The following is a 15,193-nucleotide window of genomic DNA, read 5'->3' as shown; positions in this document are numbered from 1 at the left end:
TTTTAATCAGGAGCTTGTATGAAGACGCTATCCCACTATCTTAATGGTCAGCTCTCTGCCGGTCAGAGCCAACGTACTTCGCCGGTTTATAATCCGGCCACCGGTGAGCAGAGCGCCCAGGTGGCGCTGGCCACCGCTGATGAAACCCGTGAAGCGGTGCGCATTGCCGATGAGGCCTTTGTCGCCTGGTCAAAAACCTCGCCGCTGAAGCGCTCGCGCATCCTGTTTAAGTTTAAAGCGCTGGTTGAGGAGCACACCGATGAGCTGGCGCGACTGATCTCTAGCGAGCACGGCAAGGTGTTTTCTGACGCCAAAGGCGAAGTGACCCGGGGCCTGGAAGTGGTCGAGTTTGCCTGCGGCATTCCCCACCTGCAGAAGGGCGAGCACTCCATGAACGTCGGCACTGGCGTCGATAGCTACTCGATGATGCAGCCGCTGGGCGTGTGCGCGGGTATCTCGCCGTTCAACTTTCCCGCCATGGTGCCCATGTGGATGTTCCCTATCGCACTGGCCTGCGGCAACACCTTCGTCATGAAGCCTTCGGAAAAAGATCCCTCTACGCCTCTTCGGCTAGCCGAGCTGCTTAAAGAGGCGGGACTGCCGGATGGTGTCTTCAACGTTATCAATGGCGATAAAGAGGCGGTGGATGTGCTGCTCACCGATGAGCGTGTTCAGGCGGTCAGCTTTGTGGGCTCCACGCCGATTGCCGAGTACATCTACGCTACCGCATCAGCCCATGGCAAGCGTGTTCAGGCCCTGGGCGGCGCCAAAAATCATATGGTGATCATGCCTGATGCGGATCTCGATCAGGCCGTGGGTGCCCTGATGGGCGCGGCCTATGGCTCGGCAGGCGAGCGTTGCATGGCGATTTCGGTGGCCGTACCGGTGGGCGAAGAGACCGCCAACCGCCTGCGTGAAAAACTGGTGGCTGAACTGGATAAGCTGACGGTCGGGCCTGGCCTAGTCGATGGCCCAGATAACGATATGGGGCCGTTGATCACCCGCGAGCACCGCGAAAAAGTGGCGGGTTATATCCAAACCGGTGTGGATGAAGGCGCAGAGCTCGTGGTAGACGGTCGCCAGACCACGATTGATGGCGCAGGCGATGGCTACTTTATCGGCGGTAGCCTGTTTGACCACGTGACGCCCAGCATGCGTATCCACTCCGAGGAGATTTTTGGCCCAGTGCTGGCGATTGCTCGCGTGGCCAGCTTCGACGAAGCGGTCAGCATGATCAATGCCCATGAATACGGCAATGGCACAGCGATCTTTACCCGCGATGGCGATGCGGCGCGCCAGTACTGCGAGCAGATCCAGGTCGGCATGGTCGGCGTTAACGTACCGATTCCGGTGCCCATGGCGTTCCACAGCTTCGGCGGCTGGAAGCGCTCGCTGTTTGGCCCGTTGCATATGCACGGCCCGGACGGCGTGCGTTTCTATACCCGTATGAAAACCATCACCCAGCGCTGGCCCAGCGGCATTCGTGAAGAGACCAACCACTTCACCATGCCGACCATGTAAACAGGCTACGGGGCACGACACCAATCAACGCCGGGCCCAGCCCGGTGTTATTGTTTTATAACAGGGATAACCACAATGAAAACCCTCAAAATTGGCCTAATCGGCACCGGCTTTATGGGCAAAGCCCACGCCATCGCCTTTAATGCAGCGTCCAGCGTTTTTGAGCTGCCCGCTAAACCCGTTTGCGAACTGCTGGCGGATGCTGACCTTGCTACAGCAGAGAGCCGAGCCCGGGCCTGGGGCTTTGCCCGCGCCACCGACGACTGGCGCGCGCTGGTGGAAGACAGTGACGTGGATGTGGTGGATATATGCGCGCCCAACTTCCTGCATAAAGAGATGGCCCTTGCCGCCATTGCCGCTGGCAAGCATGTTTACGCCGAAAAGCCGCTGGCGCTGAGCGCGGCAGATGCCGACGAGATGGTCGCCGCGGCTGAAAAGGCGGGCGTCAAAACACTGGTGGGCTTTAACTATATTCGCAATTCCGCTACCCAGTTGGCCCGCCAGATTGTCGCTAGCGGTGAAATTGGTGAGCTGATTCATTTTCGTGGGCGGCACAACGAGGATTACCTGCTAGACCCGCAAAAGCCCCACGACTGGCATACACAGCGGGCGACCGCAGGCGCCGGTGCGCTAGGCGATGTGGGCTCGCATATTCTCAATATGGCCGAGTTTTTAACCGGACAGCGCATTAACGAGGTTTGCGGCCAGCTACAGACCGTTATCGCTTCGCGCCCCAATGCTAACGGTAGCGGGATGGCCCCAGTAGAAAACGACGACCAGGCCCAGGCCATGTTGCGGTTTGACCAGGGGTTAATCGGTAATATCGAGACCTCCCGGGTGGCGGCAGGCCGCAAAATGGGCTTGGCCTATACGCTAACGGGCACCAAAGGCGCCATTGTTTTTGACCAGGAACGCATGAGCGAGCTACAGCTATATCGCCACGGTGATGCCCACGGCAGGCGAGGGTTCACTACCCTGTTAGCGGGCCCGGAACATCCCGACTATGCGGCCTTCAGCCCCGCGCCGGGGCATGGTCTGGGCTATAACGATCAGAAGATTATCGAGGTGCGCGATCTGGTGGAAGGCATCATCAATAACCGCCCCCTCTATCCGGACTTTCGCGAAGCCGCGCGGGTTAATCGATTAATAGAGGCTATCGAAACGTCACATCAGACGGGGCAGTGGGTGACAGTATAGCCGTTGCTTCTACACTAAGCGCTTGGGCCTTTCTATAAAGGCCCAAGCGCCTGCTGGGCAGAAAAAGTCACAGGATAATAAGCGTCGCGAGCCCTAAGAATGAAAGAAAGCCAACCACATCGGTAACGGTCGTCAAAATAACCGCGCCCGATAACGCGGGGTCAATCTGCAGCTTTTTCAACACCATGGGGATGAGTACGCCGGATAAGTTGGCGAGACTCATATTGATAAAGATGGCCAGGGTGATCACCAGCGTGATCATGGCATCGCCAAACCAGAGATGGGAAATCAAGCCGACCACTAATGCCCAAACCAAGCCGTTACTCATCCCCACCCACATCTCTTTGTTATACAGCCATTTTATATTGTTACCCGCAAGCTGGCCCAGCGCCAAACCGCGTATGACGACGGTAAGGGTTTGACTCCCAGCGATCCCCCCCATGCTTGCCACCACCGGCATCAAAATGGCCAGCGCCACAATTTGATCTAATGCCGCTTCGAATTGACCGATAACGAAGGCCGCTAAAAAAGCCGTTAACAGATTAATGCCCAGCCAAATGCCGCGACTTTTTGCACTGCGTAAAACGGGTGTGAAGACTTCCTCTTCGTTACTGACGCCAGACATATGCTTTAACGTCATGTCAGCGTCGTCTTGGGTAATTTCAAGTACGTCGGCGGCGTTTAGCTGGCCTACCAATAATCCATCGCTATCGCACACGGGCACAAAGTGCAGCTCTTTAGAGCGCAGTAACGCCGCCGCATCACTGACTTTCATTTGATCATTTAGAGTAAAAAAGTCATCCATATAATCATCAACCACCGCCTCTTGTGGTTGCTTGATTAAATCAATCAGGGTCAAAGTGCCGAGTAAGCGTTTATCCTTATCCGTAATCATGATCTGTTGCGACTCATCGTCGAGCAGATGGTGGATGCGGATATAGCGCTGCACGGCCTCTAACGACACGCCCTGTTTTACATTGACCGTCTCGGGATCCATATAGCGGCCAACCACGTCATCTTCATAGGCGTGAAGATTCTCAACCTGGGCGCGGATCTCTTGCTCTAGGCTAGCGTAGACGCTGGTTTTTATGGCTTCATCGGCAACATCTAAAACTTCAGCAACTTCTTGAGCATCCAAGCCTTTAACAATTTCTTCTACATCGCTGGCCGATAAGTCTTCGATGTAGTCAGCACGGATGTCTTCGTCAACTTCGGCGAGAACCTCGCCGATAAAGTCGTCGGGAACATACTCCCAAAGGAAATCTCGCGTTTTGGCCGGGAAGGACTCCAGTGTTCGCGCGATGTCTAAGATGTCGAGTTCAGAGAAATACGCTTTTAGTGCCGTTGTGTCTGGGTCATCTAGCAGATTTTGAAGGTGGAGTAGCTGCTCTTCGGAATTGGTGTACTTTTCATCATCGCGCATAGAGTCCGTCCTTGTTGGAAGCTAAGTGTTAAAGAAGTGCAAACTCCTGGCGGCTCGCTTTATGAATGTTATAGACAGGTATGGTTGAACGCCACGCGAACACCATAGGCCATGCGCTACTGGGCAGAAACGGGTGGTACGTCGGTGCCAATCATCTCATCATCGGCGTCGGCCCAGGTGAGCGTGCCGTGGGCGAAATCCAGCGGTGCTGGGTACTGGACAAGCTCGTCAAGGGTGAGGTGGGCGGGAAGCGTTGAAGACATGGCGTATCCGTGAACATCTTATACGCCAAGACTAAAGGGTGTGCATTATTTGTACAGCAGCAACCGCCTGGTCGGCGTTATTGAGGCGCTGGATCAGACGGTTCGAGGCAGGTGTTTTACTCCTTATCCATTTCTAAACAGGAAACTATAGGCATTCAGCGCAGGTACGCCGCCTAGGTGGGCGTAGAGTACTTTGGAGCCGGGCGGGAATTCGCCGTTGCGCACCATGTCGATCATGCCGTGCATGGATTTACCTTCGTAAACCGGGTCGGTAAGCACACCCTCCAGACGGGCACAGAGGCGAATGGCTTCCAGCGTGCCTTCGTTGGGCAGGCCATACTCGGGGCCGCCGTAGCGGGTATCCAAAATGACATCGTCATCGCTAATACCGCCTTCCAATTCCACCAATTCAGCCGTATTGCGCGCGATGCGCAGGATCTGTTCACGGGTTTGCTCAGGCTTGGCAGAGGCGTCAATGCCAATCACTCGCTGGGCACGGCCATCGGCGGCAAACCCCACCACCATGCCCGCCTGAGTGCTGCCGGTGACTGAGCACACCACGATATAGTCAAACGTGAAGCCCAGCTCTTTCTCCTGCTGACGTACCTCTTCGGCAAAGCCCACAAAGCCTAAGCCGCCGTAAGGGTGCTCGGAGCAGCCAGCGGGAATCGGGAAGGGCTTACCGCCCCGTTGGCGCACATCCTCCATGGCCTGCTCCCAGCTGGGGCGAATGCCGATGTCGAACCCCGCGTCATCCAAGCGCACATCGGCGCCCATGATGCGTGACATCTCGATATTGCCCACGCGGTCATACACCGCGTCGGAGTAGTTGACCCAGTTCTCCTGTACCAGCACGCACTGCATGCCCAGATGGGCGGCCACTGCTGCCACTTGCCGGGTCTGGTTGGACTGAATACCACCAATCGATACCAGCGTATCGCAGCCCTGTTCAAGTGCCTCAGGAATCAAGTACTCCAGCTTGCGGGTCTTGTTGCCGCCAAAGGCCAGGCCGCTGTTGCAGTCTTCACGCTTGGCGTAGAGCTCTACTTCACCGCCTAAATGTTCGCTTAGCCGCTTGAGCGGCGTAATGGGAGAGGGGCCAAAAGTGAGTGGGTAACGTGGGAAGCGTTCGAGGTTCATAGCAATCTCCAGCTTTAAAACATTGGGTGCGATATAGGGCGGCTAAGGTTGTTGTGAACAATTGGCGTGCTCTCTACTATTTATAGTAAGTGTTAGCCATGATTTTTGTGTTGCAAAGTTGTCTGTTTTAAAGCAATAAAAGTTGATAAAACATATTTTATGTGGTCTTAAATAGTGTTTATAGATGAATCAGGTAAATAATAGTGCGCTCAAAAATCTCCCGTTCACGCCCTGGGCCTGATGATCAGGCGGCTGAACTAGACCGAACAGATCGGCGTATCCTTAAACTGCTTCAGGACGATGCCACGCTTTCCAATGTGGCACTGGCAGAGCAGGTGAGCTTGAGCCCGGCGGCGTGCTTACGCAGGGTGGAAAGGCTCAAGCGGGATGGGGTAATCAGCCGGGTGGTGGCGCATTTAGACCCGGAACAACTACAGGCAGGTATGGTGGTGTTGATTGGCGTGGTACTGGATCGCTCGACGCCGGAATCCTTCGCCGCCTTTGAAGAGGCGGCCCAGAAGGTATCTGGCTGTATGGAGTGTCACGTAGTAACCGGGGAGTTTGATTATTTTATGCTGGTACGCACCCGGGACAGCCAAAGCTTCAACAGGTTGCACGCTGAACAGTTGCTCTACCTGCCCGGCGTGCGCCAGATCCGCTCGTTTATGGGGCTGCGACAGGTGGTCTCTACCCATAAGGTGCTGGTTTAGGCGTGTGTTAAGAAGAAGACGAAGGCTCTGGCCGAGTAGCCAGCCAAACGGCAATCAGCATCAGTAGAGCGATCACGCCCCAGCGAGTCCAGCCAGGGCCGAGTGACCAAGCGGTGATCAGAGCACTCAACGCTATCATGCTAACAGCCGCCAACTTAGCGTGCCGGGGGATGGCGCGCTCTTGCTCCCAGGTAACCAGCAGTGGCCCGACATAGTGGCGGGAGCGGATCCAGGCCTCAAAGCGCGGTGAGCCTTTGGAGGCACAGTAAACAGCCATTAGCATAAACACGGTGGTCGGCAGCAGGGGCAGGAAAATGCCTAACACACCGATGCTAAAACTCATCCCTGCCAACACGACCCACATGAGGCTGATCAGTCTCATTCTTGCTCCCCAATTGGCACACGGTGATGCATATATTGCCCGTTACGTATGGATAAGTATGGACTTATATGAGGGCTTTGCCACTCGACTCGTTGGCTGCTGAAAGCTGTCTTAAGGCGCCAGGGCGAGCAGAGGCTTGCCATGGGGGCCGCCCTCAATGTGCTGAAGTTCGGCTGCGTAAATCTTCGCAATGGTCGCGGGGTTAAGCACCTGGCTGGGTAGTCCGTGGTCAATACGCTGCCCTTGATGCAGCAACCATACCCGGTCAGCGTAGGTGCTGGCGAGATTAAGGTCGTGGAGCACGCAAACAATGGCCATGCGGTGCTGTGCGGCCCAGCCGCGTAGTTGCCGCATCAAGCGCTGCTGCTGGCCGATATCCAAGGCACTGGTCGGCTCATCCAGCAATAAAATACCACCATCCTTGGCGGTGGGAGAGCCCCTTGAGAGTAGTTGGCAGGCGCCTCGTGCGATCATCACCCGCTGGCGTTCGCCACCGGAAAGCGAGAGTACGCTGCGCTTGGCGAGGTGGGTTAGATCCAGGTCGTCGAGTAGCGCTGCGACCAGTGATTTGGCCGGGTTACTGCCTAGACTCAACAGTTCGTCGGTTTGCCAGTCAAAGCCGGGGAGCTCCTGTTGGGCGACCAGTGCCCGGCGATTGGCAAGTTCGGCGATGGGCCATTCGCGCAAGGGTTTGCCATCCAGATGTAGCGCGCCCTGCTCGGCGTTGCGAAACCCCGACAGCATGCTGAGTAGCGTGCTCTTGCCCGCGCCGTTGGGGCCGACAATGACAAGTAGCTCGCCAGGGCGAATTGTGCCATCCAATGGAGCGATAGTGGGTATGGTGATTAAACCAGCCTGATGGAGCGTTAGCATGCTCGGTTCCTGCGCATCAGTAGGTACAGGAAGTAGGGGCCGCCCAGCAGACTGGTGAGTAGCCCGACGGGTATCTCCGCCGGGGCAGCGACGGTGCGGGCTAGCGTATCAGCGACGACCAGCAGCAGCGCGCCGCCTAACATCGAGGCGGGTAGCAGCAGCCGGTGTCCGGGGCCCAGCCAGAGCCGCAGGCAGTGGGGCACTAGCAGACCTAAAAAGCCAATCACTCCCGTTAGCGCTACACACAGACCTACGCCCAGTGAGGTAGCGACCACTACCCGGCGTTTTAGGCGGCTTGCATCCAGCCCCGCCGCATGCGCGGTAGCTTCGCCTAGCTGGAGCAGGTCGAGTTCACGAGCGCTACGCATTAACAGCCACAGAGCAGCGGCAATCAGTACCAGGGCGAGCGCCGTGGTGCGCCACAGGGCGTTAGTCAGCGTGCCCATGCCCCATAAACTAAGCTGGCGAAGCTGCTCATCGCTAGCGATAAAGGCTAGAACCCCACCGCCAGCCCCGGCTAGGGTGTTGATGGCCAAACCAGCCAGTAACAGGGTCATCACAGCGGCACTGCCGCCGCCCTGGCGCTTGGCAATGCCAAATACGATCAAACAGACGCATAAGGCGCCCAGGAAACCTGCCGCAAACTGACCGTAAAGGCTGCTGGCACCGCTGTCTTGAAAGAGCACAATCCACAGCGCTACAAATAGCCCCGCACCACTGGCAAGGCCGAGCAGGGTGGGGTCGGCCAGCGGGTTACGAAACAGCCCCTGCATGGCGGCGCCGCTACCGGCAAGCATTGCACCGACCGCCACGCCCAGCAGTAAGCGCGGCAGTCGCAGTTGCCACCACACCTGAATACTGAGCGGATCGGCTTGGCCGCGGAGTACTTCCCACGGGGAGATGCCCAGCGCGCCAGAGGCGGCCGCCCAAGCTAAGGCCAGCAGCAGCGTAGCGGTTAATCCGACGAGCACGCGGGTAGTGCGACTAACCGGCAGCCGCACCCGGAAACGGTCAGTGTTAAGAATGGCTATCATGGGCTTAGCTGGGCGGTGCTGTTTTGAACGGAACTGTTTTGGACAGAATTAGCCTGGGCGCTAGTCGGTGCGCCCAATAGCGCTTCAACTTCCTGGTGCAGGGTGAGTAGCTGATCGGGCGTGCGCGGGCCAAAGCCAAGCAGCGCTTGGTCATCAATGACAATCAACTGCTGCTCTCGGCCTGCGGGGGTTAACGCCATACCGGGTAACTGCCATAGCGCGGCTTCGCCACCCATTGCCGCCAAGCCCCGCTCGGAGACAATCACAACCTCCGGTGCTTGCCGGGCCAGGGCTTCGGCACCCACGCTGTGGTAGCCCTGCATCTCGGCGAAGGCATTTGCCAGGCCCACCGCTTCGAGCGCGCTATGTGCTGCGGTATCGCTGCCCGCCGCCCGGGGTGTTAAGCCGCTATGCTGCATGATAAACATCGCGCGGGTCGTCGGTAGGGCGGGCAGGTTGGCTAGCCGGTCAAGTTTCTCGTTCAAGGTGTCTGCCAAGGTTCCTGCCGCGTCGCGACGGTCAGTTAATTGGCCGACGGCGCGGACTTTATCGGCAATGGCATTGAGGGAGGGTGGGGCGTTGATAATCTCTACGCTGACACCGACAGCCGCTAGCTGCTCCAGCACTTCCTTGGGGCCTGCGTGCCCGGCGGCTAACACCTGGTCAGGTTTAACCGATAGGACGCTTTCAGCGGAGAGCTGGCGCAGGTAACCCACCGAGGGCAGCTCCGCCATGGCGGGTGGATGCACGACTGTGTCATCCCGAGCAATGACATTGATATCGGCATCTAACGCGGCCAGGGTTTCCGCGATATCGCCACCAAGCACCACCCAGCGTTCGCTGGCCAATGCGGCCCCGGTGGTTAGCCACCCCATCAGCAGTACTGCCAGTGAGCGGCGCATCAGGCGTTTTGCGTTCATGCCACCGCCTCTTGGCTGCCGAGTACATCCAGCAATTGCCGCCACTCGCGACGCTCAACGCGGCCTTCCTGGCGTTCCGCGTAAAGTTGCAGCACTAGCGAGCCTTCGGCATCGAAGGCTTCAATGCTGGTCACGCCGCCGTCTCGGTTGGGCTTGCTGACTTGCCATACTTGGTCAATCGCAGTGTCATCAAGGTGCAGGGTGAACTGCTCGCCAAATAGATTCAGCCAGCCGTGGGCGCGTTGAGGGGTGGGCAATGTGCCGGTGTGGATCTGCACGCAGCCGGGGCTAGCGACAAACAGCATCAACGGCAGCGCGCGAAGGCTGGCGTGCTGAAGCACTGTTTCCAGGGCATTGACGGGCAGCGTTTGGGTATAGCGTCCCTCCATTAACTGGTTGGCCTCAATACGCTCCAGATGATGGCGCTGGAGGAGGGCAAAGAACTGGTGCACATCGCGCATCGCGCCCCACTCGCTAGCGAGGGTCGGCGCTTCGGGCAGTGGGCGCTTCAAGCGAGGCATGCTCTGGGTAAACGCTGGCGTATCCCGAGTGCCCAAGGCCGCTAAGGCACCCCAGGGACGCGGCAGTGGGTTCTCCAGGGCAAAGCATTTGTGAACGGCGCAGCCATGTTGATTGAATATCTGCAGGCTCCAGCGCCACTGCGCCTCTTGAGTACTGGTGGCAGGCATAGAATCACGAATCAGGCAGGCCCAGTGCCAGCTCGTATAGAGCAAGCGTAGATCCAGGCCACCTGGGTTGAGTAACAGGCCTGTTTGTGGCCCGCCGCTAAGTTCAGGGTAGTCGCCGGTTTGCTCTAGCACGGCCAGCCGGGAACGGGTCAACGCTTTAACCCGCCCCAGTTGGGGCAGGTAGGCGGCGATATCGCTGGGCGAGAGCGGCAGCGTCCATACGTCGCGCCCTAAACGAGCGGCCTGCAGCTCGCCTTCACTGATCGATAAGCGTTCGGCAATCTCAATCGCAGGTAGCCGCGGCTGCGCGGCGCGCGCCGCGTCAAAGGCTTCGATAATCGCGATCTGTTGGGATGTAATCATGACGCACCTCTATCGGGTTGACTGCGTGGATTTACCACTGCCAGTTGAGGGTGGCGAACAGGCTGCGCCCATCGCCCAGGCTGCCGTCGGGGCGGTACCACACCTTGTCGCCAATATTGGCAAGGCGCAGCGAGGTATCCACGGCCGGGGTGATTTGCCAAGCGAGATGCACATCGTGCAACCCATAGCCGGGCAGGCGCTCGTCATCGCCCTGCTTATCGAAAGATTGGGCAAAACGCGCTTGCCAGCCCAGGCGGATATCGCTGTTATACAGAACCACCTCGCTTCCCAGGGTGGCTTCCAACGGTGTTTGACTGCCTAGGGGCTCGCCAGAATCGCGGTCTTTACCGGAGACTTCCGAAAGACCCACAAAGCTTGTAAGAAGCGGGAAGGCGCTGGGCTGCCAGGTCACCCGGGCGTCATAGCCCCACAGCTGGGCGCGCTGAACGTTCACTGCCTGGGTGGTGCCCGCCATGATGTCGACGTGGGTGTCGATAAAATCGTCGGCGCGAGTATCGAAGTAGCTGGCACGAACCTGCCAGTCGCCCTGATGCCAGACCACGCCGCTTTCCCAGGTGTGGCTAGATTCAGGCGAGAGACTAGGGTTGGGAATCCAGTAATTGTCCGGTGTGCAGAAGGCTGGCCCGGCGCAGAAACCGGCAAAGTGGCGCTCGTTGGCGTAAAGCTCGGATAGGCTAGGAGCGCGGAAGGCCTCAGCGTAGCCCGAAAACAGCATCAAGGCGTCATCGGGCCGCCAGGCAAGACGAAAGCGCGGTGACACTTGGTCGTGGACGCTATCGGATTCATTTTGGCCGCTGGCGTCGTAACGGTCGTAGCGGGCTCCCAGGCCAATATCAAACTGCCCGGCGCCGCCATCGGCTAAATAGCGCCCAGCGGTAAGAGTAGTGTCGAGATAGGCTGACTGGGTATCGATATCGGCTTTAGGAAAGCCATTGGCATCGCCACTTGGCCGTTGGCGGGCCTGCTCCAGTTCGGCACCGAACACCAGCGTTTGCGAGAGCCAGCCGTGATCCATAGTGTGGAAGCCGTCGCTCTGAAGCCCGACGCGCTCTAGGGTGCGGTTGGCCTCGGGCTCGTCGATATCCTGCTGGCTAAAGGTAAGCTGCGAAGTGACTTCGGTGGCAGCGCTGGGCTGCCAGCGGTGGCCCAACTGGACGTTGTTGCTTTCCACATCGCGGTCGCGCAGCGGATTGCTGGCATCGGTTGAAAGCTGTTGTGGGTTGGCGGGCTGGGTGGCGCGTTCGTCGTAGTGCTGCCAGCTGATAAATACCCGCTGGTCGTCGTTTGGCTCCCAACCGCCTTTTAGCAGCAGACTATTGAGCGTTGCATCCTCTTCGGCTTCATCGCCCCCGGCGCGGCGAATATCGCCGGATTCACTGCGGCCGATTGAAAACAGGCCATCCACCAGGCCGTTGGCGGTATTGCGGCGGCCGAAGCCAGTCAGGCTCCCCCGCATTTCGTCGCTGGCCGTCGCACCGCCTACGGAAAGGCGTACGCCGCTATCTTCGCCGGGGGCAAGCAGGTCGTTGGCATTCACACTGGTGAAGCTGACGACACCGCCCATGGCATTGCTGCCGTACAAGCTGGAGAGCGCACCGCGTGCTATCTGTACTTCTTGAATCAAGCCAGGGTCGAGAAAGAAGTTACCGATGTGGCCGGTGGAGATATCCTGACGAACGCCATCCAAACGCACCAGCACCCCTTTGCTGCCAAAGCCGCGCATACTTAAGGTTTGGCCATTTCGGCGCCCTTGGCCAGCCACATGCAGGCCGGGTTGGCGGCTAAGTACGTCTTCAACCCGGCTGGCGGTGGCCAGCACAGCGTCATCGCGATCAATAATATCGATAATCAGCGGTGCCCGGGAAAGGTCAGTAGGCGCCCGGGTGCCGGTGACCGTCACTGGGTTAAGCTCGGCGTCGTCTGCTTGGGCGGTTAACAGTGGAAGCAGCGTTAAAAAGAGGCCACCAAAAGCGCGTGTGTGGTTCATAAGCCAGAGATTTCCAACAGGGATAAGTGGAAGAGGTCGCTGGCTGGGTGCGATGGGCTACCTGGCTGGCTTTGCTGTATAAGTCTTTAAATTAATCAGGGGCTGAAATATTAAGAGCTTTAGGCGTTAAGAATTAACTTGCCGCTTTTAGTACGGCGCAACACATAGCGGCGCTGTTCATGGTGGATAACCAATTGATCTGAGTTGCCAAGTAATTCTCTGCTATTCACCTCGTGGGCCACCTCGCGGGTCGTCGAGGCCGACGTATCTCCCTGGCCAGTGCCCTTAGCGGGTAACTGCATGAGAGAGTAACTCCTATGTTAATGATAACTATTAGCGTTAATTTAGCAGAGTTGCAGGCATTCCTCAACAGGTCCTAGCATTCGACCTTTCTTCATATAAATGCAGGCGCTCCGTCATCGTGCTGTCATTAAGCTTCTTTAGTGTCTCCTAACGTTCAATCGTTGACCTACAAACGATCAGGGGGAGACCAAAATGAGTAAAGAGATCGAAGATCATCGCCTGCTTAACCACAGCGGCAACCAACCTTTCGCGGAAGTATTGGCGCGCCATGTATCCCGGCGTGATGTGATGCGCGGTGGTTTGAGCATGGCGGCTGCCTCGATGCTTAGTTTTGGTGGTGCTGCTCAAGCGCTTGCCTCAAGCAGCAACCAAAAAACACCCCTGACACTGGCGTTTGAGGCGGTTCACGGATCCCGCACCGATGCCGTGGTGGTGCCGGAAGGTTATGTGGCCCAAGTCTTGGTGCCGTGGGGCACGCCGCTGAACCAAAATGTTACTTGGCAGCCTGAACAGCCGATGACCGCTGAGCGTCAGGCGGAGAGTGTGGGCATGCACCATGACGGCATGGCCGGTTTTGCCCTGGATACCGACAACGCCTCGCGCCGTTTTGTGCTGGCGCTCAACAATGAGTATATCGACCAAGCAGCGCTATGGGCGCCCCAAGGAGGCCCCACTAATGCGGATGAGGGCCAGCGGCCAGCAGCTGAGTCGCGCACTGAGATCAACGCTCACGGTGTCACCCTTGTTGAGGTCGAAAAGAACGCCAGCGGCCAATGGACGCATGTGCCGGGTTCGCGTTATAACCGTCGCCTCACCAGTGCGACGGTGATGGAACTTTCCGGGCCAGTGGCGGGCAGTGACTACGTCAAAACGCGCTTTTCGCCTGAGGGTACCCAAACCCGTGGTACCAACAATAACTGTGGTAACGGGGTAACGCCCTGGGGCACCTATATTGCCTGTGAAGAGAACTGGCCCAATGTGTTCGTTAATCATGGCGAACGCTTCCAGGACGACGCGCGGATTGGTATTCCCACCGCTAAAAGCCGCTATGGTTGGGATACTTCGGCGGGAGACGCCTCTGAACAGAATGACGAATTTGCTCGCTTCGACATTACCCCGCGCGGCGAGCGTGCTGAAGATGATTATCGCAACGAAGCACGCACGTTCGGCTACCAGGTGGAGGTCGACCCCTATAGTGATGCATTGGCGGTTAAGCGTACGGCACTTGGCCGTTTCCGCCATGAAGGGTGTTGGTTAGGCAAGCTGGAAGCCGGTCAGCCAGTGGTTTACTACTCGGGGCACGATTCCCGCAACGAGTACGTATATAAATATGTTTCTGATGCTGCCTGGGATCCCGCCGATGCCAACCGTCCAGGGGAAGAGTATGATCGTCTTGCCATTGGCAACAAATATTTGGATAACGGCACCCTCTATGTGGCTCGTTTCCATGCCGATGGCAGCGGTGAGTGGCTACCGCTAACGCCTAGTGCTCAAACGCGCGATGGCCGCACGCTGGCGGCGGCGTTGGGGCTAGCCGACGACGATGCGGCAGGTATCATCATCAACACCTGCGATGCAGCGGATTTGTTGGGTGCCACGCCAATGGACCGCCCTGAGTGGGCTTCCGTCGATCCTGCTTCCGGCGAGGTGTATCTCACCCTAACCAATAACACTCAGCGTACCGCTGAAGAGACAACCCCAACTTACACTAATGACGGTGAGCATCTGGAACAAGTAGGTGTTGGTTACGATTTAGCGCCCACCAATGCCGCCAACCCTCGCGCCAATAACGAAGCAGGGCATATTATTCGCTGGCGCGAAAGCCGGTTGCCCAACGCCTTTACTTGGGAAGTGTTTGTGTTTGGCGCGGCCGCTGACGATGCCGATAATCACTCGGGCCTGACAGAAATGAATCAGTTCGCCAGCCCCGATGGGCTCTGGTTCGACGAGCGAGAGGACGGTCAGGGTATCCTCTGGATCCAAACCGATAACGGTTATGATGGAGTAACCGAGTACACCAACGACCAACTGCTTGCCGTGGTACCTAACGGGCTCGACGATATTCAAGGCACCGGCCCGGTAATTAACAGCAGCAACCAGCAGCAGCTGAAGCGCTTTGCGGTAGGGCCGAACGGCTGCGAAGTGACAGGTATTTTTGCCACGCCGGATAAAACCGCGCTGTTTATTAACATTCAGCACCCGGGTAACTGGCCCGCGGATGGTAGTGAGCTAGTGCAAGACGCCACTGTTGCAGCCAGCGGCCAAGTACGCCCTCGGGCGTCAACCGTTGTTATTCAGAAACGCGATGGCGGGCCGATAGGAGTTTAAAAGCAGGCGTTGAGCACAAAGCTTAGTAACTATATGAGA

Annotated in this window: 14 protein-coding genes; 4 read left to right on the top strand and 10 right to left on the bottom strand. The window is 57.8% G+C overall.

Annotated elements, in window-relative coordinates:
• Positions 1 to 18 precede the first annotated feature (18 nt).
• Complete coding sequence (locus tag HALTITAN_RS01125) at positions 19 to 1,521, top strand: CoA-acylating methylmalonate-semialdehyde dehydrogenase (protein WP_009285989.1); 1,503 nt, start codon at positions 19 to 21, stop codon at positions 1,519 to 1,521.
• A 75-nt stretch (positions 1,522 to 1,596) separates the two neighbouring features.
• Positions 1,597 to 2,718 (top strand): Gfo/Idh/MocA family protein, encoded by a 1,122-nt coding sequence (locus HALTITAN_RS01120; RefSeq protein WP_039857411.1) that lies wholly within the window; start codon positions 1,597 to 1,599, stop codon positions 2,716 to 2,718.
• 67 nt (positions 2,719 to 2,785) lie between these two features.
• Here the strand turns inward: HALTITAN_RS01120 and mgtE are convergent, their stop codons facing one another.
• The 3 genes from mgtE to HALTITAN_RS01110 all read right to left on the bottom strand — a co-directional run bounded on the left by mgtE (position 2,786) and on the right by HALTITAN_RS01110 (position 5,544).
• Entirely contained in the window at positions 2,786 to 4,141 is a 1,356-nt protein-coding gene (mgtE, locus tag HALTITAN_RS01115) for a magnesium transporter (RefSeq protein WP_009285988.1), read from the bottom strand.
• Positions 4,142 to 4,257: 116 nt separating this feature from the next.
• Positions 4,258 to 4,404, bottom strand: a complete 147-nt coding sequence (locus tag HALTITAN_RS25700; protein ID WP_169331544.1) for a hypothetical protein — start codon at positions 4,402 to 4,404, stop codon at positions 4,258 to 4,260.
• A gap of 123 nt (positions 4,405 to 4,527) precedes the next feature.
• On the bottom strand, positions 4,528 to 5,544 hold the full coding sequence (locus tag HALTITAN_RS01110; protein WP_009285987.1) for a 1-aminocyclopropane-1-carboxylate deaminase: 1,017 nt from the start codon (positions 5,542 to 5,544) through the stop codon (positions 4,528 to 4,530).
• A gap of 203 nt (positions 5,545 to 5,747) precedes the next feature.
• Here HALTITAN_RS01110 and HALTITAN_RS01105 point away from each other — a divergent pair, with 203 nt between their 5' ends.
• The gene (locus HALTITAN_RS01105) at positions 5,748 to 6,254 is read left to right on the top strand and encodes an Lrp/AsnC family transcriptional regulator (protein WP_039857409.1); all 507 of its coding nucleotides are present in this window, start codon (positions 5,748 to 5,750) and stop codon (positions 6,252 to 6,254) included.
• A 7-nt stretch (positions 6,255 to 6,261) separates the two neighbouring features.
• On the opposite strand, the gene HALTITAN_RS01100 is transcribed toward HALTITAN_RS01105, so the two are convergent.
• The 7 genes from HALTITAN_RS01100 to hemP all read right to left on the bottom strand — a co-directional run bounded on the left by HALTITAN_RS01100 (position 6,262) and on the right by hemP (position 12,825).
• The gene (locus HALTITAN_RS01100) at positions 6,262 to 6,636 is read right to left on the bottom strand and encodes a YbaN family protein (RefSeq protein WP_039857407.1); all 375 of its coding nucleotides are present in this window, start codon (positions 6,634 to 6,636) and stop codon (positions 6,262 to 6,264) included.
• A gap of 111 nt (positions 6,637 to 6,747) precedes the next feature.
• A complete protein-coding gene (locus tag HALTITAN_RS01095) occupies positions 6,748 to 7,509 on the bottom strand; it encodes an ATP-binding cassette domain-containing protein (protein ID WP_039857406.1) in 762 nt (253 codons plus the stop codon).
• The gene (locus HALTITAN_RS01090) at positions 7,503 to 8,543 is read right to left on the bottom strand and encodes a FecCD family ABC transporter permease (RefSeq protein ID WP_051051776.1); all 1,041 of its coding nucleotides are present in this window, start codon (positions 8,541 to 8,543) and stop codon (positions 7,503 to 7,505) included. Before HALTITAN_RS01090 ends, HALTITAN_RS01095 begins: the two co-directional genes overlap by 7 nt.
• A complete protein-coding gene (locus HALTITAN_RS01085; protein ID WP_051051775.1) occupies positions 8,540 to 9,463 on the bottom strand; it encodes a heme/hemin ABC transporter substrate-binding protein in 924 nt (307 codons plus the stop codon). The genes HALTITAN_RS01090 and HALTITAN_RS01085 overlap by 4 nt, the downstream gene beginning before the upstream one ends.
• Positions 9,460 to 10,515 carry a ChuX/HutX family heme-like substrate-binding protein gene (locus HALTITAN_RS01080; protein WP_039857403.1) on the bottom strand — a complete coding sequence of 352 codons (1,056 nt, stop codon included), beginning with the start codon at positions 10,513 to 10,515 and terminating at the stop codon, positions 9,460 to 9,462. The genes HALTITAN_RS01085 and HALTITAN_RS01080 overlap by 4 nt, the downstream gene beginning before the upstream one ends.
• Before the next feature lie 31 nt (positions 10,516 to 10,546).
• On the bottom strand, positions 10,547 to 12,523 hold the full coding sequence (locus HALTITAN_RS01075) for a TonB-dependent receptor domain-containing protein (RefSeq protein WP_009285986.1): 1,977 nt from the start codon (positions 12,521 to 12,523) through the stop codon (positions 10,547 to 10,549).
• Positions 12,524 to 12,642: 119 nt separating this feature from the next.
• Positions 12,643 to 12,825 carry a hemin uptake protein HemP gene (gene hemP, locus HALTITAN_RS01070; RefSeq protein WP_022521613.1) on the bottom strand — a complete coding sequence of 61 codons (183 nt, stop codon included), beginning with the start codon at positions 12,823 to 12,825 and terminating at the stop codon, positions 12,643 to 12,645.
• A gap of 193 nt (positions 12,826 to 13,018) precedes the next feature.
• On the opposite strand from hemP, the gene HALTITAN_RS01065 reads away from it, so the two are divergent.
• The gene (locus HALTITAN_RS01065; protein ID WP_039857400.1) at positions 13,019 to 15,154 is read left to right on the top strand and encodes a PhoX family protein; all 2,136 of its coding nucleotides are present in this window, start codon (positions 13,019 to 13,021) and stop codon (positions 15,152 to 15,154) included.
• Positions 15,155 to 15,193: the final 39 nt, after the last annotated feature.

Origin of the sequence: Vreelandella titanicae BH1, assembly GCF_000336575.1 — a bacterium.
Lineage (GTDB): Bacteria > Pseudomonadota > Gammaproteobacteria > Pseudomonadales > Halomonadaceae > Vreelandella > Vreelandella titanicae.
Note: the sequence above shows the minus strand (reverse complement) of the source record. Positions and strands in the feature narration are given on the sequence as shown.